This is a genomic window from Blastomonas fulva (assembly GCF_003431825.1).
Classification (GTDB): domain Bacteria; phylum Pseudomonadota; class Alphaproteobacteria; order Sphingomonadales; family Sphingomonadaceae; genus Blastomonas; species Blastomonas fulva.
This window is the reverse complement of the sequence record NZ_CP020083.1, coordinates 3,484,454-3,510,785: the sequence shown is the minus strand read 5'-3', so window position 1 is coordinate 3,510,785 and position 26,332 is coordinate 3,484,454. Positions and strand designations below refer to the sequence as shown.

General features: G+C 64.0%; 21 protein-coding genes. 13 read left to right on the top strand and 8 right to left on the bottom strand.

Going from position 1 to position 26,332, the window contains the following annotated elements; translation table 11 throughout:
* Positions 1–45: 45 nt before the first annotated feature.
* From B5J99_RS16575 to B5J99_RS16560, 4 genes are all read left to right on the top strand, one after another.
* A complete protein-coding gene (locus tag B5J99_RS16575; protein ID WP_150126237.1) occupies positions 46–747 on the top strand; it encodes a hypothetical protein in 702 nt (233 codons plus the stop codon).
* A 116-nt stretch (positions 748–863) separates the two neighbouring features.
* Positions 864–2,339, top strand: a complete 1,476-nt coding sequence (gene cysS / locus B5J99_RS16570) for a cysteine--tRNA ligase (protein WP_117353026.1) — start codon at positions 864–866, stop codon at positions 2,337–2,339.
* Positions 2,340–2,402: 63 nt separating this feature from the next.
* Positions 2,403–2,759: a hypothetical protein gene (locus B5J99_RS16565; RefSeq protein ID WP_069050250.1), complete on the top strand. Its 357-nt coding sequence runs from the start codon at positions 2,403–2,405 to the stop codon at positions 2,757–2,759.
* Between the two features lie 18 nt (positions 2,760–2,777).
* Positions 2,778–3,722: a D-2-hydroxyacid dehydrogenase gene (locus B5J99_RS16560; protein ID WP_117353025.1), complete on the top strand. Its 945-nt coding sequence runs from the start codon at positions 2,778–2,780 to the stop codon at positions 3,720–3,722.
* Positions 3,723–3,734: 12 nt separating this feature from the next.
* Here B5J99_RS16560 and B5J99_RS16555 read toward each other — a convergent pair whose 3' ends face one another.
* Positions 3,735–4,502, bottom strand: coding sequence for an N-acetylmuramidase family protein (locus B5J99_RS16555; RefSeq protein WP_117353024.1), 768 nt, complete (start codon positions 4,500–4,502; stop codon positions 3,735–3,737).
* Between the two features lie 393 nt (positions 4,503–4,895).
* Between B5J99_RS16555 and B5J99_RS16550 the strand changes: the two genes are divergently transcribed.
* Both B5J99_RS16550 and B5J99_RS16545 read left to right on the top strand, forming a co-directional pair.
* Entirely contained in the window at positions 4,896–6,542 is a 1,647-nt protein-coding gene (locus tag B5J99_RS16550) for an acetolactate synthase large subunit (RefSeq protein ID WP_054134593.1), read from the top strand.
* Positions 6,543–6,706: 164 nt separating this feature from the next.
* Positions 6,707–8,140, top strand: a complete 1,434-nt coding sequence (locus B5J99_RS16545) for an aldehyde dehydrogenase family protein (protein WP_117353023.1) — start codon at positions 6,707–6,709, stop codon at positions 8,138–8,140.
* 62 nt (positions 8,141–8,202) lie between these two features.
* On the opposite strand, the gene B5J99_RS16540 is transcribed toward B5J99_RS16545, so the two are convergent.
* The 3 genes from B5J99_RS16540 to B5J99_RS16530 form a co-directional block, all read right to left on the bottom strand.
* A complete protein-coding gene (locus B5J99_RS16540) occupies positions 8,203–9,597 on the bottom strand; it encodes a vanadium-dependent haloperoxidase (RefSeq protein WP_162892636.1) in 1,395 nt (464 codons plus the stop codon).
* 269 nt (positions 9,598–9,866) lie between these two features.
* Positions 9,867–10,346, bottom strand: coding sequence for a GreA/GreB family elongation factor (locus B5J99_RS16535; RefSeq protein ID WP_117353021.1), 480 nt, complete (start codon positions 10,344–10,346; stop codon positions 9,867–9,869).
* A gap of 148 nt (positions 10,347–10,494) precedes the next feature.
* On the bottom strand, positions 10,495–12,555 hold the full coding sequence (locus B5J99_RS16530; protein ID WP_425456495.1) for a lytic transglycosylase domain-containing protein: 2,061 nt from the start codon (positions 12,553–12,555) through the stop codon (positions 10,495–10,497).
* Between the two features lie 96 nt (positions 12,556–12,651).
* On the opposite strand from B5J99_RS16530, the gene dapA reads away from it, so the two are divergent.
* The 7 genes from dapA to alaS all read left to right on the top strand — a co-directional run bounded on the left by dapA (position 12,652) and on the right by alaS (position 21,809).
* Positions 12,652–13,527, top strand: a complete 876-nt coding sequence (gene dapA / locus B5J99_RS16525; RefSeq protein WP_054134589.1) for a 4-hydroxy-tetrahydrodipicolinate synthase — start codon at positions 12,652–12,654, stop codon at positions 13,525–13,527.
* Positions 13,527–14,009 carry an SsrA-binding protein SmpB gene (smpB, locus tag B5J99_RS16520; RefSeq protein WP_054134588.1) on the top strand — a complete coding sequence of 161 codons (483 nt, stop codon included), beginning with the start codon at positions 13,527–13,529 and terminating at the stop codon, positions 14,007–14,009. The genes dapA and smpB overlap by 1 nt, the downstream gene beginning before the upstream one ends.
* A gap of 260 nt (positions 14,010–14,269) precedes the next feature.
* The gene (locus B5J99_RS16515; RefSeq protein ID WP_425456413.1) at positions 14,270–14,824 is read left to right on the top strand and encodes a DUF2062 domain-containing protein; all 555 of its coding nucleotides are present in this window, start codon (positions 14,270–14,272) and stop codon (positions 14,822–14,824) included.
* A gap of 158 nt (positions 14,825–14,982) precedes the next feature.
* Positions 14,983–17,400 carry a hybrid sensor histidine kinase/response regulator gene (locus B5J99_RS16510; protein ID WP_117353020.1) on the top strand — a complete coding sequence of 806 codons (2,418 nt, stop codon included), beginning with the start codon at positions 14,983–14,985 and terminating at the stop codon, positions 17,398–17,400.
* 16 nt (positions 17,401–17,416) lie between these two features.
* Positions 17,417–17,764 carry a response regulator gene (locus B5J99_RS16505; RefSeq protein ID WP_069050243.1) on the top strand — a complete coding sequence of 116 codons (348 nt, stop codon included), beginning with the start codon at positions 17,417–17,419 and terminating at the stop codon, positions 17,762–17,764.
* A 119-nt stretch (positions 17,765–17,883) separates the two neighbouring features.
* On the top strand, positions 17,884–18,969 hold the full coding sequence (gene recA, locus B5J99_RS16500) for a recombinase RecA (RefSeq protein WP_054134586.1): 1,086 nt from the start codon (positions 17,884–17,886) through the stop codon (positions 18,967–18,969).
* 176 nt (positions 18,970–19,145) lie between these two features.
* Entirely contained in the window at positions 19,146–21,809 is a 2,664-nt protein-coding gene (gene alaS, locus B5J99_RS16495; RefSeq protein WP_117353019.1) for an alanine--tRNA ligase, read from the top strand.
* A 246-nt stretch (positions 21,810–22,055) separates the two neighbouring features.
* Here the strand turns inward: alaS and rpmE are convergent, their stop codons facing one another.
* From rpmE to bamA, 4 genes are all read right to left on the bottom strand, one after another.
* On the bottom strand, positions 22,056–22,286 hold the full coding sequence (gene rpmE / locus B5J99_RS16490) for a 50S ribosomal protein L31 (protein WP_054134584.1): 231 nt from the start codon (positions 22,284–22,286) through the stop codon (positions 22,056–22,058).
* Positions 22,287–22,398: 112 nt separating this feature from the next.
* Complete coding sequence (gene fabZ / locus B5J99_RS16485) at positions 22,399–22,857, bottom strand: 3-hydroxyacyl-ACP dehydratase FabZ (protein WP_069050241.1); 459 nt, start codon at positions 22,855–22,857, stop codon at positions 22,399–22,401.
* Between the two features lie 18 nt (positions 22,858–22,875).
* Entirely contained in the window at positions 22,876–23,562 is a 687-nt protein-coding gene (locus tag B5J99_RS16480; protein WP_054134582.1) for an OmpH/Skp family outer membrane protein, read from the bottom strand.
* The gene (bamA, locus tag B5J99_RS16475) at positions 23,562–26,234 is read right to left on the bottom strand and encodes an outer membrane protein assembly factor BamA (RefSeq protein ID WP_117353018.1); all 2,673 of its coding nucleotides are present in this window, start codon (positions 26,232–26,234) and stop codon (positions 23,562–23,564) included. The genes B5J99_RS16480 and bamA overlap by 1 nt, the downstream gene beginning before the upstream one ends.
* Positions 26,235–26,332: the final 98 nt, after the last annotated feature.

Sequence of the window (26,332 nt, the reverse complement as noted above, 5' to 3'; positions counted from 1 at the left end):
TTGGGTGCAGTTTTAGGCCTGGGGGTTGCCGTCAGCGGTACCGCGATGGCCCAGTCCATGGTGGTGCGATCGGCGGGGCCTTCCGCTGCGCAATATCCGGCCGGCAAGAAGCTGCCCGCCAACACCAAGGTGGTGCTGAAGGCCAGCGACCGTGTGACCGTGCTCGACAAGGCCGGCACCCGCGTCCTTTCGGGCCCCGGTACCTTCACGCTCGATGGCGCGGTCAAGCGCGACCAGACGCAGAGCACGCAGATCGCTAGCCTGCTTTCGACCAGCGGCGGTGCCAGCCGGACCCGGACCGGAGCCGTGCGCGGTGCGCCGTCCGCAGCCAAGCCTTCAGCACCCCGCAGCCCCAATCTGTGGTTCATCGATGCCAGCCAGTCGGGCAAGTTCTGCGTGGCCGAGCCCAACCGCCTGCTGTTCTGGCGCGCCAGCGTCGCCGACGACGTGAACCTCAAGCTCGCCAACGCCAGCGGCGCCAAGGCCGATCTGCTGTGGAAGAAGGGATCGGGCAACCGCGTCTGGCCCTTTGCCGAAGTGCCTGTGGTCAGCGGCAGCAGCTACACGCTGACCGGACCTGATGGCGCGGCCAGGAAGATCGACCTGGTGGTGCTGCCCAGCGTTCCGGCAGAGGTCGACGAACTGGCCGGCACGCTGATCGAGAATGGCTGCGAGAACCAGCTCGGTCTGCTGGTCGAGACGATGGCCGCCGTCGAGCAGGAGGTCAGCCCCGCAGGCGATCGCTGAACCAACCGCGATTTTATCCCCCGCCCGTGCCGCTGCGACCGGCGCGGGCGGGGTTTTTGTGTCTGCGCCATGGTGCTTGACGGCCCGCGCGGTTTGCAGGCAAGGGTTGCCGCATCATGACCCAGCCTGCATCCGATCCCCAAGCCGCACCGCTGATGCTGTTCAACAGCCTGACGCGCGCGGTCGAGCCCTTCACGCCCGTTCATGTCGGCGAGGCTCGCGTCTACAGCTGCGGGCCGACGGTCTACAATTACCAGCATATCGGCAACATGCGGGCCTATGTCTTTGCCGATACGCTGGGACGCACGTTGCAGTGGAAGGGCTACAAGCTCACCCATGTCATCAACATCACCGATGTTGGCCATCTGACGTCCGACGCCGACGAGGGCGAGGACAAGATGGAACGCATGGCTGCGCGCGAGGGCAAGTCTGCGTGGGATATTGCGCGCTTCTATCAGGAGGATTTCGAGCGCGATCTGGCTCGCCTGAATGTCCAGCCCAAGCAGCACCCGCGCGCGACCGAATATGTCGGGGCGATGATCGAGTGGGGCAAGTCGATGGCCGACAAGCACTGCTATGAGCTGGACAGCGGGCTCTATTTCGATGTGTCGACCGTGGCCGATTATGGCCGCCTGGCGCGCGCGGTGACCGAGGACGGTGAGGGCCGGATCGAGAGCGTGGAAGGCAAGCGCAACCCCGCCGACTTCGCGATCTGGCGCAAGACTCCGCCCGGAGAGACAAGGCAGATGGAATGGGATTCGCCTTGGGGTCGGGGCGCGCCAGGCTGGCACCTGGAGTGCTCGGTGATGGGAGAAAAGCTGCTCGGCTTCCCCTTCGACATCCATACAGGCGGCATCGACCACCGCGAGATTCATCATCCCAATGAAATCGCCCAGAATCAGGCATTCTGCTGCACGAACGGCCTGGATGATCCGCGAAACTCTGGCGCCAAGATCTGGATGCACAACAACTTCCTGATCGACCGCACCGGCAAGATGTCGAAATCGAGCGGTGAGTTCCTCCGGCTGCAGCTGCTCATCGACAAGGGGTTTCACCCGCTCGCCTATCGGCTGATGTGCCTGCAGGCGCACTATCGCAGCGAGCTCGAGTTCAGCTGGGACAATCTGCTCGCGGCGCTGACGCGGCTGAAGCGGCTGGTGATGGCAGTGGCGGCATTGCGCTCCGGCGCGAGCGCGGCGCAGAGCGTTGATCACCCGCGACTGTTGCAGCTGCTGGGAGATTTCGATGCTGCGGTGTCAGACGATCTCAACACCGCCAAGGCGCTGACCGTGCTGGACGAGGCTCTGGCGCAAAAGAAGATCGATGCGGGCCAGCGGCTCGCAGCGATCGAGGCGATGGATGCGGTGCTGGGGCTCGACCTGATGGCACTCGAGCGTTCGGCGCTGCGCCTCCGCCCGGTGGCGATCGAGATCGATGAGGCGCGCATCGAGCACATGCTCAAGCTGCGCAAGGATGCGCGCGCGGACAAGAACTTCGCCGCATCCGACGCGATCCGCGACGACCTGACAGCCGCAGGGGTCGAGGTGATGGACGGCGATCCGCTGGGCTGGGAGTGGCGGATCGAGGTCTAGAGATTTGTTGACGTTTACCTTTCGCGTAATCGCAGATGCGGTCGCATTCGTTAGAATGCCGACATGCTCCAACCGATCCTCTGGCTGCTGATCTGCGCGGTCCACGTGTTGCCGGCAGCGGCACTGTTCCAGCCGGGCCTGCTGGCGGCGCTTTACGGAATGGCCCCCGCAGACCCGGCGTTCCTTCTCGTCCAGCACCGCGCGGCATTGTTTGCATGCGTGGTTGTCGTCTGTATCTGGGCGATCTTCGACCCCGGCGTTCGCCGGCTGGCGGCAGTGGTGGCCGCCGTCAGCATGGTTTCGTTTCTCGTGTTGTTCTGGTCTTCCGGAGCGCCTGCATCGCTGCGAAGCATTGCGCTTGTTGACCTTGCTGCCCTGCCGCTGCTTATTGCTGCTGGCTGTCTCGCCTACAGGGCCTGACGCACAGGGAGCTTTTCAATGACCAAGGCCGTGATTTCCGCACTCGTACGACCATTGCTCGAACCGGCCATCCCCGATGGCGTCGATGTGGTGTGGATCGGTTCGGCGGACGAGGCCAGGGTCGAGGTGGCCGATGCCGATATCGCCTGGGTCGACATGCACGACAAGCAGGCGATGCGCGATGTGGTGCTGGCGGGCACCGGGTTGAAATGGGTTTCCACCCTCTATGCCGGGCTCGACCATTTCCCGGTCGAGGAGCTGACCGCGCGCGGCACCCGGGTCACCAACGGCGTCGGCATCAACACCATCGCGGTCGCCGAATACGCGGTGCTGGGTATGCTCAGCATGGCCAAGGGCTATGCTGACGTCGTGCGCGCCGCGGACAGGCGCGAGTGGCTGTGGACCTCGCCCGGGACGATCGAGCTTTACGAAACCCGCGCATTGGTCATCGGCTATGGTGCGATCGGTTCTGCGATCGGCGAGCGGCTGAAGGGTTTCGGGGTGGAGGTAACCGGGGTTGCCCGCACCGCGCGGCCCGACGCCGGAATACTGGGAGCTGACGAATGGCGCGGGCGGATCGGCGAGTATGACTGGGTGGTCATCGCGACGCCTGCCACGCGCGAAACCGATGCGCTGATCGGTGCCGACGAGCTCGCCGCGATGAAACCCGAGGCGATCCTGGTCAACATCGCGCGCGGCGAATGCGTCGATCAGGACGCGCTGATCGCTGCGCTCAAGGGCAAGAGCATCGCGGGCGCGTTTCTCGACGTCACCACGCCCGAGCCGTTACCGGCCGATCATGAGCTGTGGACTCTCCCCAATGTGCAGATCTCGATGCACCTCTCGGGCCGCGCGCAGAACCGGATGTTCCAGCGGGCGGCGGCCCTTTTTGCGGACAATCTGGGCCGCTATGTGCGCGGCGAGGCGCTGGTCAACGAGGTCGACCTCGCACTGGGATACTGATCGAGATCGCCGTCAGCTGTATTTGGCATGCGCGGCGGCGATCTTCACATGATAGTTGTTCGCGGCAAAGCCCGCGCCGTTATATCCCTTGGCAAAGGCCATGCACGCCGCTGCGACATTGCTGATCGCTCTCAGCGCGCTCACCAGCTTTTTCGAGGTGATGAACGCGGCGAAGGCCTTGAGATGCGCGGCTTCGGACTGCTTCATCGCGTCCCAGAACGCCTCGACCGTGGGGAAGCCCGCGGCCTGGTGGTTGAACCCCATGATCTGCGCGCCGCCGACCGAGGCGGATAGCAGCGCCGCCTTGCGATCCAGCGCCATCGCCTTCCACAACCGGATGTATTCGCCCTGGCCGCCGACATAGAGCTTCCGGTTCCAGCGTGCGCTCGACAGGTTGGGGTGGCTCGCGCGGTACTTGCCTTCGGTATAGCGATTGAAGATGTGCGCCTCGAACAGGATCTTGGGCAGATGCGGCCCGTCGAGAAAGCCGCCGGGGCCGTCAAGCGCCAGGATGTCGCCGCGGACGTCGCTGAACCAGCCGCCGCCGCTTTCGACCTCCCACACCGCGCGGATCTGCGCGACGGTGCAGCCCAGCGCTGCGGCGACTTGCTGAAAGTCCGCTTCGGTCAGTCCGATCTTGGTTGCGGTGGCAGCGGTGCCCGTCGATCGGGCAATCCCCAGCGTATCGAGCAGACTATCGATTGCGGTCACATCAGCCTGGGTGAAGGACTGGCCGGAGCGCAGGGCCTTGATCGCAGAAAAGACGGGGGAGCGGTCCATGGGCATTGACCTTTTGACAGCAAACACGACGCCGGCAGGGCGGCCGATACTGTATCGCCAGCCCCGCAATCGCCAAGTTATGATCGGTTAATACTTCAGGATACTGGTCCAATTCCTACATTGACAGGGTGTTGGATGCCCAGCGCCCGGCCGCCGTGCAGGCGATACCAGCAGGTGTTCCGCGCCCTGTTCCGGGACAGCACTTTTGGCGGGTGACTCGGCAAATATTTGGGGTTATGCCTTGCGTCACACGGGGCGTGGGCGGCGGAGCCCATGGTTTTTCCGCATCGCACATTCCGCCCGGGTAGCCCAAGCATAACGCACCGCCCGGTCATCCTTTCGGTCGCACGATTGCAACGACAAGCCATTTTCGGTTTCCGGGGGAGTTAATTCATGACCAAAGCATCCGATCTGTTCATCCAGTGCCTGGAGGAAGAGGGCGTCGAGTACATCTTCGGCGTTCCCGGCGAGGAAAATCTCGACATGCTCGATTCGCTCAGCCGGTCGACCAAGATCAAGCTCATCCTCACCCGTCACGAACAGGGGGCCGGCTTCATGGCGGCGACCTATGGACGCCACACCGGCAAGACCGGCGTGTGCATGGCCACCCTGGGCCCCGGTGCTACCAACTTCGTCACCGCCGCAGCCTATGCCCAGCTGGGCGGCATGCCGATCCTGATGGTGACGGGCCAGAAGCCGATCAAGAAATCCAAGCAGGGCCGGTTCCAGATCCTCGATGTCGTCGGCATGATGAAGCCTATCACCAAGTTCACCCATCAGCTGGCCAGCGCTGACAACATCCCCAGCCGCATCCGCGAGGCGTTCCGCCTGGCCGAGGAGGAAAAGCCCGGCGCCACGCATATCGAGTTCCCCGAGGACATTGCCGAGGAAAAGACCGATTCGGTGCCGCTGAAGCCCAGCCAGACCCGGCGACCCAATGCCGACAAGAAGTCGATCCGCGCCGCGGTCACCGCGCTCGAGCAGGCCAAGTCGCCGATCCTGGTGATCGGGGCAGGGGCTAACCGCACGATGACCAGCCGCATGCTGCTGCAGTTCATCGAGAAGACCGGCATCCCGTTCCTGACCACCCAGCTGGGCAAGGGCGTGATCGACGAGCGGCACCCCAAGTTCGTCGGCTGCGCCGCGCTGTCGGCGGGCGATTTCGTCCACCGCGCGGTGGAAGCTGCCGACCTGATCGTCAACATCGGCCATGACGTGATCGAAAAGCCGCCGTTCTTCATGCATCCCGGCGGCACGCCGGTGATCCACATCTCGTCCAAGACCGCCGAGGTCGATCCGGTGTATTTCCCCGAGATCGAGGTGATCGGCGATATCGCCAATGCGATCTGGCAGATGAAGGAAGATATCGTCCCCAATGGCGGGTGGAAGTTCGACCACATGCTGGCGTTCCGCAAGGCCGAGGTCGATCACACCAAGTCGCTGTCGGGCGATGCGCGCTTCCCGATCTTCCCGCCCTATCTGGTGCAGGAAATCCGCAACGCGATGCCCGACGACGGCATCATCTGCCTCGACAACGGCGTCTACAAGATCTGGTTTGCGCGTGGTTATGACGCGTACCGGCCCAACACCGTGCTGCTCGACAATGCGCTCGCCACGATGGGCGCGGGCCTGCCGTCGGCGATGATGTCGTCGATGGTCTATCCCGACCGCAAGGTGCTGGCGATCTGCGGCGATGGAGGGTTCATGATGAACAGCCAGGAGATGGAAACCGCGGTCCGGTTGAAGCTCAACATGACCGTGCTGATCCTCAACGACAACAGCTATGGCATGATCCGCTGGAAGCAGGCGAACATGGGCTTCCAGGACTGGGGCCTGACCTATGGCAACCCCGATTTCGTGAAATACGCCGAGGCTTATGGCGCCAACGGCTATCGTGTCGAAAGCGCCGAGCATCTGAAGGAACTGCTCGCGCATACGCGCGACACGCCAGGAGTGCATCTCATCGATTGCCCGGTTGATTATTCGGAGAACGACCAGATCTTGAACATCGACATCAAGAAGATGGCGAAAGAGCTTTAATCAGAAATCCCCCTCTCCCGTTGAGCTTCGCTCGTCTGCGACTCAGGGGAGAGGGCCGGGGAGAGGGGAATGGATTTCCCACTGCCCGCTTCATGCCAAGGGGGAGGGCGGCCCCCTCTCCCAACCCTCTCCCTTCAAGGGGAGAGGGATTCAAGGGACTTGTTATGACCACCCTCAAATCCGTCTACCCGCTCTATCTCAACAACGAGGCGCAGCAGCCGAACACCGATCTGGAGGTGACCGACAAGTTCACCGGCGAGGTCGCATTTCGTGTGGCGCAGGCCGATGCCGCGACGATCGATGCAGCGATCGCAGGCGCGGTCGAGGCAGCAGAGCCGATGGCGCGGATGCCGAGCTATGAGCGGCAGGAGGTGCTCAACCACTGCGTGACGCGGTTCAAGGAGCGTTCGGAAGAACTCGCCTATGCACTGTGCGTTGAAGCGGGCAAGCCGATCAAGGATAGCGAAGGCGAGGTCAGCCGCCTGATCGACACCTTCCGCATTGCGGCGGAAGAATCGGTGCGAATGACCGGCGAGGTCCAGACGATGGACATCAGCCCGCGCGCCAAGGGCTATCGCGGCATGTGGAAGCGCGTGCCGATCGGCCCGTGCTCGTTCATCTCGCCATTCAACTTCCCGCTCAATCTCGCCGCGCACAAGATTGCGCCTGCCATCGCGGTCGGCTGCCCGTTCGTGATGAAGCCAGCGAGCCGCACGCCGCTGGGCGCGATCATCATGGGCGAGGTGCTGGCCGAAACCAACCTGCCCAAGGGCGCGTTCTCGATCCTGCCCGCCAGCCGCGATGGCGCGGACCTGTTCACCACTGATGACCGCCTGAAATTGCTCTCGTTCACTGGATCGCCCGATGTGGGCTGGGACCTGAAGGCGCGCTGCGGCAAGAAAAAGGTCGTTCTCGAACTGGGCGGCAACGCTGCGGTGATCATCGATGCTGATGCCAATCTGAACGACGCGATGGAGCGCGTGATCTTCGGGGCGTTCTATCAGTCCGGCCAGAGCTGCATCGGGGTGCAGCGCATCCTGATCCACGCCGATGTCTACGATCGCTTCCGCGACATGCTGGTCGCTAAGGCCAAGACGCTGATCGCGGGCGATCCCAAGGACCGCGACACCTTTATCGGCCCGATGATCCACGTCAAAGAGGCGACCCGCCTCGATGGCTGGGTGCAGGAGGCGGTGTCGCTGGGCGGCACATTGTTGTGCGGCGGCAAGCGCGATGGCGCGATGCTCGAAGCGACCTTGCTGGAGAACGTGCCGCACGAAGCCAAGATCGTCACCGAAGAGGCGTTCGGCCCGGTCGCGGTACTCTCGAGCTTCACCGACTTTGGCGCAGCGATGGCCGAGGTCAACAACAGCAAGTTCGGACTGCAGGCAGGCGTGTTCACCCGCGACCTGTTCAAGATGTTCGACTGCTGGGATGACCTTGATGTCGGCGGCGTCGTGATCAACGACGTCCCCAGCTTCCGCATCGACAATATGCCCTATGGCGGGGTCAAGGATTCGGGGCTGGGCCGTGAGGGCATCCGCTTTGCCATGGAAGACATGACCGAGATTCGCAACCTGCTGATCCGGGGCCAGTAGTCCACCAGAGGGTTGCACCGCCCGAGTGGGACGGCGCAACCCTGCCGACGAAGTCTGCTCAGTTAAGGCATCACAACCCCGCCCAGCGACGGTGCGGTGTTGAAGAAGTCATGCGCCTCGCTGCCGATCGCGAGCCCCAGCGGCACGCCACCGATGTTCTCACCATCGCGCCGCGGGATGCCGTCAAACCGCCAGTGCACGCCCAGATAGATCCGGCTCACCGAGTTTTCCCACACCGCCTCGGCGAAATTGTCGAAGGCCTTGTCCACGCGGGTGCGGGTCGAGCCGTCGGGATCGCTGGCGATGCCGTCGAGCTCGTCCGAGACAAAGCTGAAGCTCTCCTTGGCGATCGGGGCACTGTTGTGCGTTTCGACGTCGAGCACGTCCTTCAGCGTGATCGGGCCCGGCGCGGTGTTGAGCGCCAACCGCAGCGTCTGGAACAATGCTGCGCCAAAGGTGGCATGGCCCGAAGGATAAGCGGGAAAGTTGGGCGTCCGCGTCATCGGGCCGGCGGTATTGGTCTGCGGTGCGCCCAGGGGAGCCCAGAACGGATCGCCGCCGCGCGTCGCGTCTTCCTCGCGCAGCCCGACCACCGGGCGCCAAAGGTCGTAGAAATACTTCCAGTGCCACGCGTCGATGCCCGAATCCGCCATCGCGACGTTGAGCTGCGCGAACAGCTCGGCGGCACGCGGGATATTGAGCGCGAGCGGCTCGACGACGCGGCGGGCGACCTGGTTGTACAGCCGCGGCGGCACGCCGAGGTTCATCGCGCCGTCATAGCCCCAATAGACCCCGATGCGCTCCTGTTCGGCGTTGCGCTTGCCGCGCAGTTTCGCCCCGTAGTCGCGGACCTCGTCGAAATCGTCCCTGTAGTCGGGATTGGCGAGATAGTCGGCCAGCCCGCTTCCGGGAAACGGATCGAGCGGCTGGTTGGCGGCGCCGGTGAACCGGGTGACATTGCCCCACACCGGCCCCAGCCGGTTCTGCCCGGGCTGGAACGGATCGGCGCGATGCTGGCCGTAGACCGGGTTGGCTGGCTGGTTTGTGGCGATGTCGATGTCAGATCCATCGGCGGCGCGCGCGTCTAGGATCGCCTGGCCGACCTGCTGGCCATAGGCAAAGCGTCCCGCGTTCACCGCGCCGGTCGAATCGTCGATATAGATGCCGTAGCGCGGGTACATCGCCTTCAGCGTCACCACCGCCGCGCCGGCGATGATGTCGGTCACGCTACCGCCGGGGGCAGGGCCAACGCCGTGCGCGATGCCTTTCTTGCTGAGCCATGCAGCGCCCGGATTGCCGCTGGCGAAGGCCACCGCATCATGGATGGCTAGATGAACGATCGCCATCGCGCGCGAGGTGCGGATGGGACCGGGTTGCTGGGCGTTGTTGAAGCCGCGCGTAAAGTCACGGCGCGAGCATTCCAGAAGTATAGCATTCCAATACAAAACGGGATTCATTATCATTTCCTTCAGGCAAGCGTCATCGCTCTGCCAATTGCGGGCAAAGCATGAAGAGGACACACGGATACGATCACCTTTTGGGTGGGCGTGCATTATTGATGATATTATGATATTCGCAGGCGTGACGGCATCGACCACGGCCTTGGTTCACGCATCGCCATGTTACTTGGCTTTACGTGTCACCCATAGGACAGATGCGACAGTTTTAGTGTTAAACTTTTGTTGAGGATGAAAGACGGCTTCTGCCGCTCAGGCTGGACAGGCGCTCAGCCGGGATAGGCGATGGCCATCACTTCCCACTCCTTGGTGCCACCCGGCAGAGTCACCGTACGCAGGTCACCCACCGCAGCGCCGCGCAGCGCGCGCGCCAGCGGCGAATTCCAGCCGATCCGGCCAGCACCCGCGTCCTGCTCGTCATCGCCCACCAGGGTGAGCGTGCGGCGGGCATCGTTCTCATCGGCGATCTCGACCTCGGCGCCGAACCACACGCGGCCGGTGTCCTGCTGCTCCTTGGGGTCGATGACCTTGGCGGCCTTCATCTTGCGCGCGAGCCGGTTCAGTTCGCGATCGATCTCGCGCATCCGCTTGCGGCCATACAGATAATCGCCGTTCTCGCTGCGATCGCCATTGCCCGCAGCCCAGCTGACGATCTCGACGATCGCCGGGCGTTCGACACCGAGCAGATGGTCATAGCGCGCCTTGAGCGCGGCATAGCCTGCAGGGGTGATGTGGTTGGGGCGGTCCATGAGCGGGCTTTAGCAAGGCAGGGTCGACAAGGCGACCAACACATCGGCAAATCACTTACCGTCACCCCCGCGAACGCGGGGGTCCCGCTTCTGCGCAATCCTACAGAAAAAGCGGGATCCCCGTGTTCGCGGGAATGACGGAAAGGACTCAACCGGGGCTGTTCTTGCCTAGATAGCGCGTGAGCTTGTTGTTGCCCCGCATCGTCGAACGCTCGGGGTGCATCACGTCATAGACCACGGCGTTCTCGAGCACGCGCTGGACATAGTTCTTGGTCTCGAAGATCGGGATCTTCTCGACCCATTCGACGATGTCGATGCCGCCCGTGCGCGGATCGCCATTGGCTCGGAGCCATTTGTTCACATTGCCGGGGCCTGCGTTATAGGCCGCGACCGCAAGCGGATAGCTGCCGCCGAAATAATCCATCATGCGCGCGAAATAGCCCGCGCCCAGCTGGATGTTGTACTGCGTGTCGTCGGTCAGCGCGCCGATCGAATAGCTCAGCCCCATCTTGCCCGCCTGCTCGCGCGCGGTGCCGGGCATCAGCTGCATCAGCCCGCGCGCGCCAGCATGGCTGACCGCGTTCTGCGCATACTGGCTTTCCTGCCGAGTGATCGCGTGGATCATGGTCCAGTTGTTCTGGAAACCCGGCGGCACCGGCATCTGCGGGAAGGCGAGCGACTGGAGGTCGTCCACGCCCTTGGTGCGTGCCGCCTGGCCGACGATCACTGCAAGGTCGCGGCGCCCGATCTGGCGCGCAAGTTCTGCGGCCATCACATGCTCTTCGGGTGTTTTGGCAGAAGCGGCGACAGCTCCGAAGAAGCGCCGCTGGGTCGGCCAGTCGCCGCTGCGCGCGATGACCTGCGTCGCCTGCACCAGCGAACTTGCATTGAAGCGTCCACGCTCGACCGCGCTCACCTGCACGCGCGGCGCCTCGGCGAACGGGGCAATCGCGCGGCCCAGCCGCTCGGTGGCAAGCTGGCCGTAATAATGATCGGGATAGGCGGCGGCCATCTCGAAATAGCGGGTCGCCTGCGTCGTGTCTCCAGCAACGGCCGCAGCGCGTCCGGCCCAGTAATAGCCCTTGGAGCGGGTCTGCGGGGTGCGCGCGCCGCCACCATAGCGCGCGAACATGCCGATGGCATCGCGCGGACGACCGAGATTCTGCAGCGCCACCGTTCCGGCGAGCCAGGTCAGGCTGGTGTAATCATCGCGCACGCCCAGGCTCTCGTCCGAGATGTCATGGCCATCGGGAAACGCATCGTCGACCCTCGAGGCGATGTCGAAGGCAGTGCTGTACTGGCCGTCATTGTTCGCCGCGCGCGCCTGCGCCAGCAGCGTCTCGTACCAGGCCTCGGGGTTCACCGGGCGATACTGCAGCGGCGGGCGGGTGGCGAGCATCGTGCGCGCCATGCCCCAGTTGCCGCTGTCATTCAGCCTTTTGGCGCGCTGGGCGACATAGCCTGCATCGCGCATCGCCTCTGCTCCCAGCGATCCGGCCAGACTGTCGGCATCGGGCAGGTTCTTGAGCATGGCGAGGCGCGCGGCAAAGATAGCCCGCCGCTCGGGCGAGACGAAGCCGAACTGCTCCTCTGCATCGGGCGTCGCCCTGGCCCAGAGCAGCGCGTCCATCCGCGCGTCATGATCGGCCAGCGAGAAGCCCGTGCCGAACAGGCTGAACAGCCGCATCTTGTCTTCGGGCATCATGGTGCCGCCGCGCCAGGCCCTGGCGGCCTCGGCGCGCGCAGCCTCACGCTGGCCGACCGCATCGAGCGCCACGGCATAGCGCGCGCGGCCGACATTGGTCAGCGGCGCGAAGCGGGTGAAATAGGCGACCACCTCCTGCGGCGCGGCGGGGCTGATGCCCAGCGCCTGCTCGGCGCTGCGGCGCAGTTTGTCCTCATCGGGCCAGCCGGGGTTCGAAATCAGGAAGCTCGCGAACGTGGAGAAAGTGTAGTTGTTGGGGCTGGTGGTCAGCGAACGCCAGTTGGCGATGGTGCCCGACATGTCGGCGGGCATCGACTGCAGCAGCTGCGCGCGCGCGCGGTCCCAGTCGCTGCCGTCGCCGGATCGGCTCATCGGCGCGCTGCTGGCCGCATAATCGGACGATTGATCGCTTGCCAGGCAAGCGGCAGGGACACCCAGCAAGGGCAGGGCGATGAGTGCGGCAGTGCTGCGCGCAATTGCAATTCGTGAAACCATGCTGGACATCATGCGCTTTCGATCCTTATCAGGCGCTGAACACACAGCTATGTGCGTCTCGAAGTCTTCTTGCCCGATTTGCGGGCGAGGTAAAGGAGCTACCCGATGTTTTCCGGCTCAATTCCGGCCCTTGCGACCCCGTTCCGCGACGGATCGTTTGACGAGCCCGCATTTCGTGCCCTGATCGACTGGCAGATCGAGAACGGCAGTTCCGGTCTGGTCCCGTGCGGCACCACCGGCGAGGCCGCGACGATGTCGATCGAGGAGCATGATTACATCGTGCGCGTGTGCGTCGAGCAGGCCGCCGGGCGCGTTCCGGTGATCGCCGGCTGCGGATCGAACGACACCAAGGTTGCCATCGGCCACATGCTCAACGCCAAGGCCGCCGGCGCCAGCGCGGCGCTGGTCGTGCCGCCTTATTACAACCGCCCGGGCCAGGACGGCGTGCGTGCGCATTTCAAGGCGCTGACCGAGGCATGCGACCTGCCGATCATGCTCTACAACGTGCCCGCGCGTACCGTCACCGACATCAAGGTCGAGACGATGGCCAAGTTGTCGCGCTTCCCCACCGTCATCGGGGTCAAGGATGCCACCGGTGATCTTGAGCGCGTGAGCGCCCAGCGCGCGCAGTGCGGCAAGAAGTTCTGCCAGATGTCGGGCAATGACGAGCTTGCGCTGGGCCACCGCGCGATGGGCGGGGTGGGCTGCATCTCGGTAACCGCAAACGTCGCCCCGGCGCTGTGCGCGCAGTTCCAGGCGGCGCTCGCCAAGGGTGATTACAAGGCGGCGCTGGCGCTCAACGACCGGCTGTATCCGCTGCATTCTGCGATGTTCTCGGATGCCTCGCCCGGCCCGGTCAAATATGCCATAAACCGCGTGCGGCCCGATTTCCTGCCTGATCTGCGGTTGCCGATGACCCCGCCTGACAAGAAGAGCCGCAAGGCGGTCGATGCCGCCCTGGTTCACGCCGGGCTTATTTGATGGCGCGGCCCAAACCGGAAGCCTTTGACAAACAGAAGATCGTCGCCGAAAACCGGCGCGCGCGGTACGATTATGCCATCGATACGGTGTACGAGGCAGGCATCGCGCTGACCGGAACCGAGGTCAAGGCGCTGCGCTCGGGCCAGGGCTCGATCGCCGAAAGCTATGCCGAGGTGAAGGACGAGCAGATCTGGCTGATCAACTCGAACATCCCCGAATACAGCCACGGCAACCGCGAGAACCACGAACCCAAGCGCCCCCGCAAGCTGCTGCTGCATTCGCGCGAGATCAGCAAGCTGCACGGCGCGGTCAACCGTCAGGGGATGACCCTGGTGCCGCTCTCGGTGTTCTTCAACGGCCGCGGTCGCGCCAAGGTCGAACTTGCGCTCGCCAAGGGCAAGAAGGCCCCCGACAAGCGCGCAGCGACCAAGGAGCGCGAATGGAAACGCGACCAGGGCCGCATCATGCGCGACAAGGGCTAGCACCTGCCTTCAAGTCGCAGGCGGAGCGCGATGCTCGCGTCGGGCTCCGATCATCGAAAAAAGCCGTCGGTTCGTGACATGACGTGCGCCAGATCACGCAGGTCCGCTATGGGCTGTGCTGCAAGGGGTCGCTACCGATTCGCGCCGGAATTGGGTAAACGTCGTTTTAATCCATCATGGGCTATGGCCTTTTGCGGCGGTGTTCCCACATGGGGCATCGACGCTGGCGTAGCGATCGATAAGGGCACAAGGGTTTGGAGTTGACTGAAGGCCGGTTCAGCCGCTGGGTGGGACGCAATCTGCCGACGCGCGAGAGCATGGAGCAGAACCGCTTCATCAAGCCCTTTGCCGCGCGCGTGCTGCGCTCTGAACTGTGGCGCTTTACCCGGCGTTCGGTGCCGCGGGGCGTCGCCCTTGGCGTTCTGGTCGGCGTGATCATCCCGCTGGGCCAGATTTTTGCCGCCGCGCTGCTGGCGTTGCCTGTGCGCGCCAACGTGCCGGTGGCCGCGCTGACCACCTTCATCACCAATCCCTTCACCACGCCGCTGTTCTGGCTGGCAAGCTATCATATCGGCAGCTTCATCCTGCGGATCGATGCAACCACTTATGGCCAGCCGGTCGCCACCGCGCTCAACCAGCCGCATGTCGAAACCTGGATGGAATGGCTGACGGGCGCTGCCTCGATCACCGCCTTCGGGCTGGTCGTGCTGGCGGTTGTGCTCGCTGCGATCGGCTATCTTGCCAGCGCCATCGGCTGGCGGGTGTGGATCGCCGGCAAAAGGCGCCGCAGGCTGACGCGGGTGCGGCACTCCTGATCGCAACATCCTGCGCCTGAGCCGCATCTGCAATTTGTAACGCTGCGCAACTTGCGCTAGCGTCACCGTCTTGCAGGCGGGGCCCTACGGCCGCGCAGGGGGACCCGACGACCTTGACCACCACCCGTGCCCGACCCGACCTTGACTGGCCGGAATGGTTGCCCGCACTGCCCGATCCCGATGCACCCGATGCCCGCATCACCGCGCTGATCATTGTCGGCGCGCTGGTTCTGAGCGGCGGTTTGATCTGGCTGGCGCTGGGCGACTGGGTACCGCTGATGCTGTTTGCCGCGGGCCTGGTCGGGCTTGCCTCGCTGATCATGGTGTATCGCCGCCAGTTTCCCGCACGAGTGCAGGTGCAGGCCGCGCTGCCCGACTGGTCGGTCACCCATGCCGCAACCGATCACCCCGTCATCGCGATCGCGATCACCGACGAGGCCGGGCGGATGATCTGCGCCAACCAGCGCTTTGTCGACCTGTTCGGCTCAGAGGTAGTTCCGCCCAAGCTGCCGTTGGCGGGGCAGGGGGGAGATTTGCTGGCCGAGGCCGGGCGTGCCGCCTGGCGCGACGGCCATGGCGGCGCTGCAGGGCTGGTGACTGCAGGTACCCGGATCGATGCAGCGGTTCAGCGGGTGGGCCGCGGGCAGGATTATCTGCTGTGGCGGTTCGAGCCGGTGCAGAAGTTCGATCTCGCGCTCGAGGCTGATCAAATGCTGGCGGGTCGTCCTGGCCGGGCGCTGGGCGAGGGTGGTTTCATGGCCGCAGCGATCAGCCCGGAAGGCCGCATCCGCGCTGCCAACAGCGCCTTTGCCGCGCGCGCCGCGGGCGCCGAGGCGGGCAATGTCGTGGGGCGTGATCTTGCGAGCTTCCTGCGCGCGGACGAACGCAACCGCATCTATTTCGAACGCGAGGGGCGCAAGGGCGTTCCGCTCAGGCTGTTCCATCTGCCGCTGGTCGATCCGTTGCACACCACCGATCCGGAGGAGCGCGAGAAGGCGCCCGCGCTGGTCGTGCTCATCGATGAAGACGCCAGCGGCATGGATAAGGGCACCGCGCTTGGCTATGTCCAGAACCTGCTCGGGCTGCTGCCGGTGGGGCTGGCGATGACCGATCGCGACGGGCGCTTCCTGTTCGCCAACGATGCCTTTATCCGCGCCGCCGGAATCACCGAAGGCACGCTGCCACCCTATCCGGGCGATCTGGTGGTGCGCGAGGACAAGGGCGCGCTGGCCGATGCGGTGCGCCGGCATGCCAGCGGCCAGGCGATGTCCGCCGATGTCGCGCTGCGGCTGCGGCACCAGCCCGACGAGCCGGTGACGCTGTCGCTGGCAGGGCTGCGCGGCATGGGCGATGCTGCGGTGTTGCTCTCGATCAAGGACAACTCCGAGGAAAGCCGTCTCAAGCGCCAGGTCGCGCAGGCCAGCAAGATGCAGGCGATCGGCCAGCTCGCAGGCGGCGTTGCGCATGATTTCAACAATGTGCTGACTGCGATCATCGGCCATTGCGACCTGATGCTGATGCGGCACAGCCCTGGCGACAGCGACTATGACGACATCCAGCAGATCCGCAGCAACTCCAACCGCGCCGCCTCGCTGACCCGGCATCTGCTCGCCTTCTCGCGCCAGCAGACGCTGCGTCCGCAGGTGCTGCAGCTGCCCGATATCGTCTCGGACACCTCAGAGCTCTTGAAGCGGCTGATCGGCGAGAAGATCGTGCTCGAGGTGCAGCACGACCGCAATCTGGGCCCGGTGCGTGCCGATCCGGGGCAGCTCGAGCAAGTCATCGTCAATCTTGCGGTCAATGCGCGCGATGCGATGCTCGCCAAGCGCCCGCCGGGCGGCACGCTCACCATCCGCACGCGCAAGATCACCGCTGCCGAAGTGCGCGCGATGGCGAGCGATATCCTGCCCGCCGACGATTACAGCGCGATTCTGGTCGAGGACAGCGGGGTGGGCATCCCGCCCGATGTCCAGGCGCGGATCTTCGAGCCGTTCTTCACCACCAAGGATGTCGGCAAAGGCACAGGCCTTGGGCTCTCCACCGTCTATGGCATCGTCAAGCAGTCTGGCGGCTACATCTTCGTCGATTCGGAAACGGGCAAGGGGACGACCTTCTCGATCTATTTCCCCGTCTATCGCGGTGGCGCGGTCGAACAGCGCAGCCGCAAGCCGGTCAAGGTCAGCGCGGGCCAGTGGGGCAATGCCCGGCTGCTGCTGGTCGAGGACGAGGATATGGTCCGCGCCGTCGCAGAGCGTGCGCTGACCCGCCAGGGCTTCACCGTCGTCACTGCCACCGATGGCGAAGACGGGTTGGAGCGGCTCACCGACAGCGGTCCGTTCGATCTGGTGGTCAGCGATGTCGTGATGCCCAATCTTGATGGCCCCGGCATGGCGATGGAGATGCGCAAGCGCATGCCCGGCCTGCCGATCCTGTTCATGTCGGGCTATGCTGAGGAGACGCTGCGCCAGAGCATCTCGATCGACCAGGTCCATTTCCTTCCCAAACCGTTTTCGGTTGCGCAAATCGTCGATGCCGTCCACGGCGCGCTCGCGGCCGCGGCCACACCGACAGAGTGAAAGAACGCCCCCAACCGTGCCTGAACCCCGGACATTCCTGATCGCCGAAGACGAGGCGATGATAGCCATGCTGCTCGAGGACTTTCTCGACCTTCTGGGACACAAGGTGGCGCATATCGTCGCCAGCCTGTCCGATGGGCTCGATGCCATCGCCAGCGGCGGGTTCGACGCCGCGATCCTCGACGTCAATCTGGCGCAGGACAAGTGCTGGCCGCTAGCCGATGCGCTGGAAGCTGCAGGCATCCCCTATATCTTTGCCACCGGCGGCGGCGATACCATCCCGCCGCTGCATGCCGACGCGCCGACGCTCGCCAAGCCCTATACCACCGCCTCGCTCGAAGCAGCGCTGGACAGGCTGGGATAAATTCGTTCCGGTCTTGCTTTTCTGATGATGTTCCCTACTTGTTCCATGAGAACAAATCATATACATCACTGAGTCGTTGCACCCGATGGCGGGAGCAACTAGGCAAGGGAGGCGTGGCAATGGCCGGGCAACTGAAACTCATCCAGACCGAAAAAGAGGCGAAATCCATGGACAGGCAAAAGGCGCTCGATGCAGCGCTGGCACAGATCGACCGGGCCTTCGGCAAGGGATCGGCGATGCGGCTGGGCTCCAAGGAGGCGATGCAGGTCGAGGCGATTTCGACCGGATCGCTGGGCCTGGATATCGCGCTGGGCGTTGGCGGACTGCCACGTGGCCGCGTGATCGAGATTTACGGGCCGGAAAGCTCGGGGAAAACCACGCTGGCGCTGCACGTGATCGCAGAAGCGCAGCGCACCGGCGGTACGGCCGCGTTCGTCGATGCCGAACACGCGCTTGATCCCGTCTATGCCAAGAAGCTGGGCGTCAACATCGACGAACTGATCGTTTCGCAGCCCGATACCGGCGAGCAGGCGCTCGAGATCGTCGATACGCTGGTGCGTTCGAACGCGATAGACGTGCTGGTGGTCGATTCGGTCGCTGCGCTGGTGCCGCGTGCGGAAATCGAGGGCGAGATGGGTGACAGCCATGTTGGCCTGCAGGCGCGTCTGATGAGCCAGTCGCTGCGCAAGCTGACCGGATCGATCAGCCGCTCGCGCTGCATGGTGATCTTCATAAACCAGCTGCGCATGAAGATCGGGGTGATGTACGGCAACCCGGAAACCACCACCGGCGGCAACGCGCTCAAGTTCTACGCCTCGGTGCGTCTCGACATCCGCCGCACCGGCCAGATCAAGGACCGCGACGATATCGTCGGCAACACCACCCGTGTGAAGGTGGTCAAGAACAAGGTCGCGCCGCCGTTCAAGCAGGTCGAGTTCGACATCATGTATGGCGAGGGCATCTCCAAGATCGGCGAAATCCTCGATCTGGGCGTCAAGGCCGGGATCGTCGAGAAGTCGGGCAGCTGGTTCAGCCATGATTCGGTGCGCATCGGGCAGGGGCGTGAAAACTCCAAGACGTTCCTCAAGGAACACCCCGAAATGACCGAGAAGATCGAGGCGCTGATCCGTGGCCACAAGGACAAGGTCGCCGAGGAAATGATGACCGGACCCGATGCCGAAGATGGCGAAGGCGACGATATGTGAGCCGCCGCGGCGGTCCGTCGAAGCGCTGATGGCGCCGAGACGGGCTGCTGTCGGACGATGGTCATGAAACGGAAGAAGCACAGGCAAGGGCGGTGCGGCACACAGGCCGCGCCGCCCTTTCATTTTTGCGCACATAACGCTTCAATCTCGCTGCAACTCGTCTTATGTCGCAAGCCATGACATCGACAAACGACATAAGGCGTTCATTCCTCGACTATTTCGGGGGCAATGGCCACGATATCGTGCCTTCGGCACCGCTGGTTCCGCACAACGACCCGACGTTGATGTTCGTCAACGCCGGGATGGTGCCGTTCAAGAACGTCTTCACCGGGCTTGAACAGCGCGCCAACCCGCGCGCGACCTCGTCGCAGAAATGCGTCCGCGCCGGTGGCAAGCACAACGATCTCGACAATGTCGGCTACACCGCGCGGCATCACACCTTCTTCGAGATGCTGGGCAATTTCTCGTTCGGCGATTATTTCAAGGAAGAGGCGATCCACCACGCCTGGACCCTGGTCAACAAGACCTGGGGCCTCGCCGCCGACAAGCTCACCGTCACCGTCTACCACACCGATGACGAGGCGTTCGATCTGTGGCGCAAGATCGCAGGCCTCCCTGAAGACCGCATCATCCGCATCGCGACCTCGGACAATTTCTGGTCGATGGGTGATACCGGGCCGTGCGGTCCGTGCAGCGAAATCTTCTACGATCATGGCGATCACATCTTCGGCGGCCCTCCGGGCTCGCCGGACGAGGATGGCGACCGGTTCATCGAGATCTGGAACCTCGTGTTCATGCAGTATGAACAGCACGCCGATGGCAGCCGCACCAACCTGCCGCGCCCGTCGATCGACACCGGCATGGGCATCGAGCGGCTCGCTGCGGTGATGCAGGGCGTACACGACAATTACGACATCGACCTGTTCAAGGCGCTGATCGCGGCATCGGGCCAGGCCACCGGCACCCATACCACAGGCGAGAACCAGGCCAGCCACCGCGTGATCGCCGATCACCTGCGCGCCACCTCGTTCCTGATCGCCGATGGCGTGCTGCCTGCCAATGAAGGGCGTGGCTATGTGTTGCGCCGGATCATGCGTCGCGCAATGCGTCATGCGCATATTCTTGGCGCCGCCGATCCGCTGATGCACCGTCTGGTGCCGACCCTGGTCGCCGAAATGGGGCAGGCCTTCCCCGAGCTCGGCCGTGCGCAGCCGCTGATCGAGGAAACGCTCGAGCGTGAGGAAACCCGTTTCCGCCAGACGCTCGACAAGGGCTTGAAGCTGCTTGACGAGGCCACCGCCGATCTCGGCGAGGGCGCGGTGCTGGCGGGTGAAACCGCGTTCAAGCTCTACGACACCTTCGGCTTCCCCTATGATCTCACCGAAGATGCGCTGCGGTCCAGAGGGCTTGGCGTCGATCGCGCCGGGTTCGACACCGCGATGGCCGCGCAGAAGGCTGCCGCGCGCGCCGCATGGAAGGGCTCGGGCGAAGCGGCTTCGGCGGATATCTGGTACGACATCGCCGAACGTGAGGGCGGCACCGAGTTCACCGGCTATACCGCCACCGAAGGCGAGGCGCAGGTCGTCGCACTGCTGCGCGATGGCGCCGAGATCGTTTCGGCCAGCGAAGGCGACACCGTTACCATCCTGGTCAACCAGACGCCGTTCTATGGCGAAAGCGGCGGCCAGATGGGCGATGCCGGGCGGATCACTTCGCTTGGCGGTCTGAAGGCCGTGGTCGATGACACGTCAAAGCCGCTTGGCCGTCTGCACGCGCACCAGGCGCGGGTCGAGGCGGGCAGTATTGCCGTCGGCGATACCGTGCATCTGGTGGTCGATGTCGAACGGCGCGATGCGCTGCGCGCCAACCACAGCGCCACCCACCTGCTTCACGCTGCGCTGCGCAACCATCTGGGCGGGCACGTCACCCAGAAGGGATCGATGGTCGGTCCCGACCGTCTGCGCTTCGACTTTTCGCACACCAAGGCGCTCTCCGATGCGGAGATTGCCGCGGTCGAGGCCGAGGTCAACGCCGAGATCCGCGCCAACGAGGCTGTCACAACCCGCTTGATGACCCCCGACGATGCGGTCAAGGCGGGCGCGCTAGCGCTGTTCGGAGAGAAATATGGCGATGAGGTCCGCGTGCTCTCGATGGGCCGCGCCACCGACAAGCATTATTCGGTCGAACTGTGCGGCGGCACGCATGTCCGTGCGCTGGGCGACATCGGCATTTTCCGCATCGTTTCGGAAAGCGCGGTCTCGAGCGGCGTGCGCCGGATCGAGGCGCTGACGGGCGAAGGCGCGCGGCAATGGCTGGTCGGGCGTGACGAACGGCTCAAGGCGATCGCGGCGCTGGTGAAGACCGCGCCGGACGAAGTCGAGGCGCGCATCGCGGCGCTGGTCGACGAACGTCGCACACTAGAGCGCGAACTCGCCGAAGCTCGCAAAGCGCTGGCGCTGGGCGGCGGTTCGGGCAAGGCAGGGCCTGCGGTGGAGAGCATCGGCGGCGTGAGCTTCATCGCGCAGGTCATTGAGGGGCTGGACCCCAAGGAACTTCGCGGCCTGCTCGATCAGGCGAAAAGCTCGCTGGGCTCGGGTATCGCCGTGATGGTCGCGGTCAACGATGGCCGCGCGGCCTTTGCCGCTGCGGTAACCGACGATTTGGTCGGCTCGTTCAGTGCGGTCGATCTTGTCCGCGCCGGTGTCGAGGCGTTGGGCGGCAAGGGCGGCGGCGGCCGACGCGACATGGCGCAGGGCGGCGGTCCGGATGGATCGCAGGCGCAAGCCGCGCTCGATGCGGTGCGCGCGGTCATCGCTTCGGTAAACGCGCCGGCAGTCTGATGAATCGCTTCATGGTCCCCTGCGAAGGCAGGGGGCCATCTCCTGATCTACGAACTCTCCTCACCATCGGATTAGTGCCCAACCTTAAAGATGAGCGCCCTTAAACAGGCGAGCACGATATCGAGCGGCCAGGATATGGGCCCCTGCCTGCGCAGGGGACCGGCTTCGGCATCACGCACAATAAAAAAGGGCTACGAACCAACCGGTTCGCAGCCCTTTTTCATAAATCGAAAGCGATCGGAGCGATCAGCCCTTCTTGAGCGACAGTCCGCCGAAACGCTTGTTGAAGCGTGCAACCTGGCCGCCTGCGTCCAGCATGCGCTGGTTGCCGCCGGTCCATGCCGGGTGCGAGGTCGGATCGATATCCAGCTGCAGCGTGTCGCCTTCCTTGCCCCAGGTCGAGCGGGTCTGGTAGACGGTGCCGTCGGTCATCTTGACGTTGATCATGTGATAGTCGGGATGGATATCGGTCTTCATAAGTTTGGTCCTCGTCAAACGGCTGGTTCCGACCAGCCTGCAGGATGAATGGGAAGCGGCGCGCATAACGGGCTGCGCGCCTGAAAGCAAGGGTTTTGGCGTAGCCGGCCGATCAGGCGGGCGGATCGGCGATCATCGCGGTGAAGCTGACTTCGCAGGCCAGCTTGCCGTTCATTTCCGCGCGCGCCTTGAACTTGCACACCTTGGCGCGCTTCTGTTCAAACTCGGCGTGGAGATCGAGAAGCACGCCGGGTTCCACCGGAACCCGGAACTTCGCGCCATCGATCGCCATGAAATAGACGAGCTTGCCCGAACCGGCCAGGCCCATCGATTCGACCGCGAGAATGCCAGCAGCCTGCGCCAGCGCCTCGATGATCAGCACGCCGGGCATGATCGGACGGCCAGGGAAGTGCCCCTGGAAGAAGGGCTCGTTCATGCTGACGGCCTTGATCGCGTGGATCGACTGGTCCTTGTCCAGCCGGGCCACGCGATCAACGAGCAGCATGGGATAGCGGTGCGGAAGCGCCGCCAGCACCTTCAGGATGTCATAGGGCTGCTCGCCGTCGGTCATGCCGCGATGCTCCGGAAATTACCGGCCTTCGGGCTGCTGCGCGGCAGGCGCTGCCGGTGCTGCAGCGGCACCGCTGGCAGCGGCCTGACGGGCCTGCTGTTCACGCTGCGCGCGGGGCAGCCAGCCCTGCGGGGGAACCAGCTGCGCGGTGGGAATGGCAGCGTTCAGCTCGGCGGTGATGTCCTTGGTGAGGTCGTAGGCGTCGTTGTGCGCGAGGGTCGATCCGACTTCGAAGACAACGCTGATCTTGCGCTTGGTCATCGCTGCACGAACGGCCGCGTCGAACTTGTCGCTGATCTGCTCGAGAACATAGGCTTCCGACAGCGCGACGGGCTGCAGGATTTCCTGGACTTCCTGTGAACCCTGTTCGCGAAGGCCCTGAATCTGGCCGAGCTGCTGCTGCAGGGCTGCCTGATTGGCCTGGGCGTTGGGCGCCTGGACGTCGGCGTTGAACTTGGTCACCAGCGGCTCGAGCTGCTGGCGGATCTGGTTCGACTTCGCCTGCGCCGCATCATACTGCGCCTTGTAGGTGGTCGGGCGTGCAGCGTTGGCGTTCACGAACGCAGCCGATTCCACGACGGCGCGGCGCTGATCGGCAATGCCGATTCCCTGCACGGTCTGGGCCATGGCAGGCGCGATGACGCCCGAAGCAACGGTGCCGAATGCCATCAGAGCTGCGGCGGTGCATTTCAAAAGAGTTTTCATCAGAACTGAGTCCCTACGTTGAATGTGAACAGACGGGTGTCGTCGCCCGGCTCCTTGAGCAGGGCACGGGCAATATCGATGCGGAACGGGCCGAATGGCGAGTTCCAGTTGACGCCAAAGCCCACGGAAACGCGTGGCTTGGGCGAATCGCCGAAGAACCTTTCGGTGAAGGCAAGGCTGGGGGTGTTGGGCTGGCCATTGGCGTTCACCGCATTGGTGGTCACCGCAATCGCGCCATTGGCATCGACCGTGAGATATTGAAGCGCGCCGGTCACCGGGTCGCGGTTCTGCGGGGTCTGCAGCAGAGGCTGGACCACACCGAATACCGCGCCGGCATCGACGAACACCGAAGGCCGCAAGCCCAGTTCGCGCGCGCCGCTGCCCAGCGGAATGTCGAGCTCTGCACGCGCCAGATAGTAAGACCGTCCACCGAGCGCGTCGTCGACCCGGTTGCGCCGTTCGGTCACGATCGTGTTGACGATCTGGCCGTTGACGATTTCCGGATTGAAGCCCGAACGGATGACGCGCGGACCGACACCGCGGATGTCGAAGCCGCGGATCTGCGGCTGGCCCAGGAAGAAGCGGTCGGTCAGGCGGATATCGTCGATACCCTGTGCCGGGGTCCCGCGGTTTTCGAAGGCCATGATATGGCCGCCTTCTGCCGCGACGGTGAAGATGAAGCCGCTGCGGCCGATCCGCCAGTGCTTGGAGGCGTTGAGACGGGTGCGCAGATAGCTCACCGCGCCGCCAAGTCCGGCAAAGTCCTGCGACAGCGTGATGTTCTGGCCACGCGTCGGGCGGATGCGGTTGTCGCGATCATCATAGATCAGCGAGTAGCCGATCAGCGACGTCGTGCGCTTGCCCAGGTTGTCGCACAGGAAGAAGCCGGCGCGAACGGGGTCGCACTCGAGCGTGCCGTCGCCGTTGAGATCGGAGAAGAACTGGTCGCGATCCAGCGTCACGTCATCGACGGTCAGCGAGTAGCGCAGCAGCGCCGACACATATTCGGTCAGCGGCACGCCCAGCCGGAACGAGGCGCCGGTGGTCAGCTGCTCGAAGGTGGTGTTGCGCGAGTTGCCGACGAAGTTGAAGCTGTTGAGATCGCGGCGGAAGATGTCCGCACCGAACGAGATGTTCTTGTCGAACACATAAGGTTCGGTGAAGCTGAGGTTGATCCCCTGCGAGAAGCGCGAATAGTTGACGCTTGCGCCGACCGTCTGGCCCTTGCCGCGGAAGTTGCGCTGGCGGATCGACGCCTGCAGGATGAAGTTCTCGATCGACGAGAAACCGGCCGACAGCTGGAGCTCGCCGGTCGCCTTTTCCTCGACGTTCGCTTCCAGGATGATGCGGTCAGGAGCGCTGCCCTGCTTCTGTTCGATCTCGAACTTTTCCTGGAAATAGCCGAGCGAATTGATGCGATTTTCAGAGCGCTTGACCAGGAAGCTGTTGAACGCATCGCCTTCGTTGAGACGGAACTCGCGCCGGATGATCTTGTCCTGGGTCAGCGTGTTGCCGTTGATGTCGATCCGCTCGACATAGACGCGCGCCGATTCCGCCAGCTCGAAGGTGATGCCCATGGTGAGCGTTTCACGGTCGCGGTTGAAGTTGGGCCGCACATCGGCAAACGCATAGCCGAACAGGCCTGCGGTCTCGCTGAGTTGCTCGACCGTGTCTTCGACCAGCTTGGCATTGTACCAGTCGCCGGTCTTCATCGACAGCTGGGCCTTGAGGCCTTCTTCGGAGAAGTCGCGGATCTGGCTTTCGACGGCCACGTCGCCGAACTTGTAGCGTTCGCCTTCCTCGACCACATAGGTGATGATGAAGTCGCGCTTGTCGGGCGTCAGTTCGGCAACGGCGGAGATCACGCGGAAGTCGGCATAGCCCTGGGTCAGATAGAACTGACGCAGCTTCTGCTGGTCGAACGCCATCTTGTCCGGATCATAGGCATCGCCCGAGCTGAAGAAGCGATAGAAGCGAGACTGCTTGGTGACCATTTCACCGCGCAGCTGGCCATCGGAAAACTTCTCGTTGCCCAGAATGTTGATCTGGCGGACCTTGGACTTGGGTCCTTCGGTAATTTCGAACACCACATCGACGCGGTTCTGGTCCTGCTGGACCATCTTCGGCTCGACGGTCGCAGCAAAACGGCCCTGTCGCTTGTACAGCTCGATGATGCGCGCGACATCGGCGCGCACCTTGGTACGGGTGAAGATCTGGCGCGGAGACAGCCGGATTTCGGGAAGGATCTTGTCGTCCTTGATCCGCTTGTTGCCTTCGAGGATCACGCGGTTGATCACCGGGTTTTCCTTGACGTCGATCACCACCGCACCGTCGTTGTTGCGGATAGAGACATCGGCGAACAGCTCGGTCTCGAACAGGTCGCGCAGAGCCTGGTCGGCCGCGACCTGGGTGTAGATGTCGCCCACGCGCAGCTGGATATAGGAGCGGACGGTATCCGCCTCGATCCGCTGCGAGCCGTTGACGGTGATCGACCGGATCTGCTGACCCTGGGGCAGCACGGGTGCGGGAACCGCAGCAGGTGCAGCCGCAGGCGGCGCAACCGGTCCGGTGGTCTGGGCAAACGCCGCAGTCGGAGCCCCCGCAAGTATCGTAGACCCCAGCAACAGGCCCAGGGCTCGCACGCCAATGGCGATTTTCTGTTCAGATTTCACGGAAAAAGACCCACCCTAAGCCATAAAACACATCAGACGGTCCCTGGTGATGCCGTCCGATAACCCGCCCCGGTGCGCAAACCCCTGCATCATCCGCC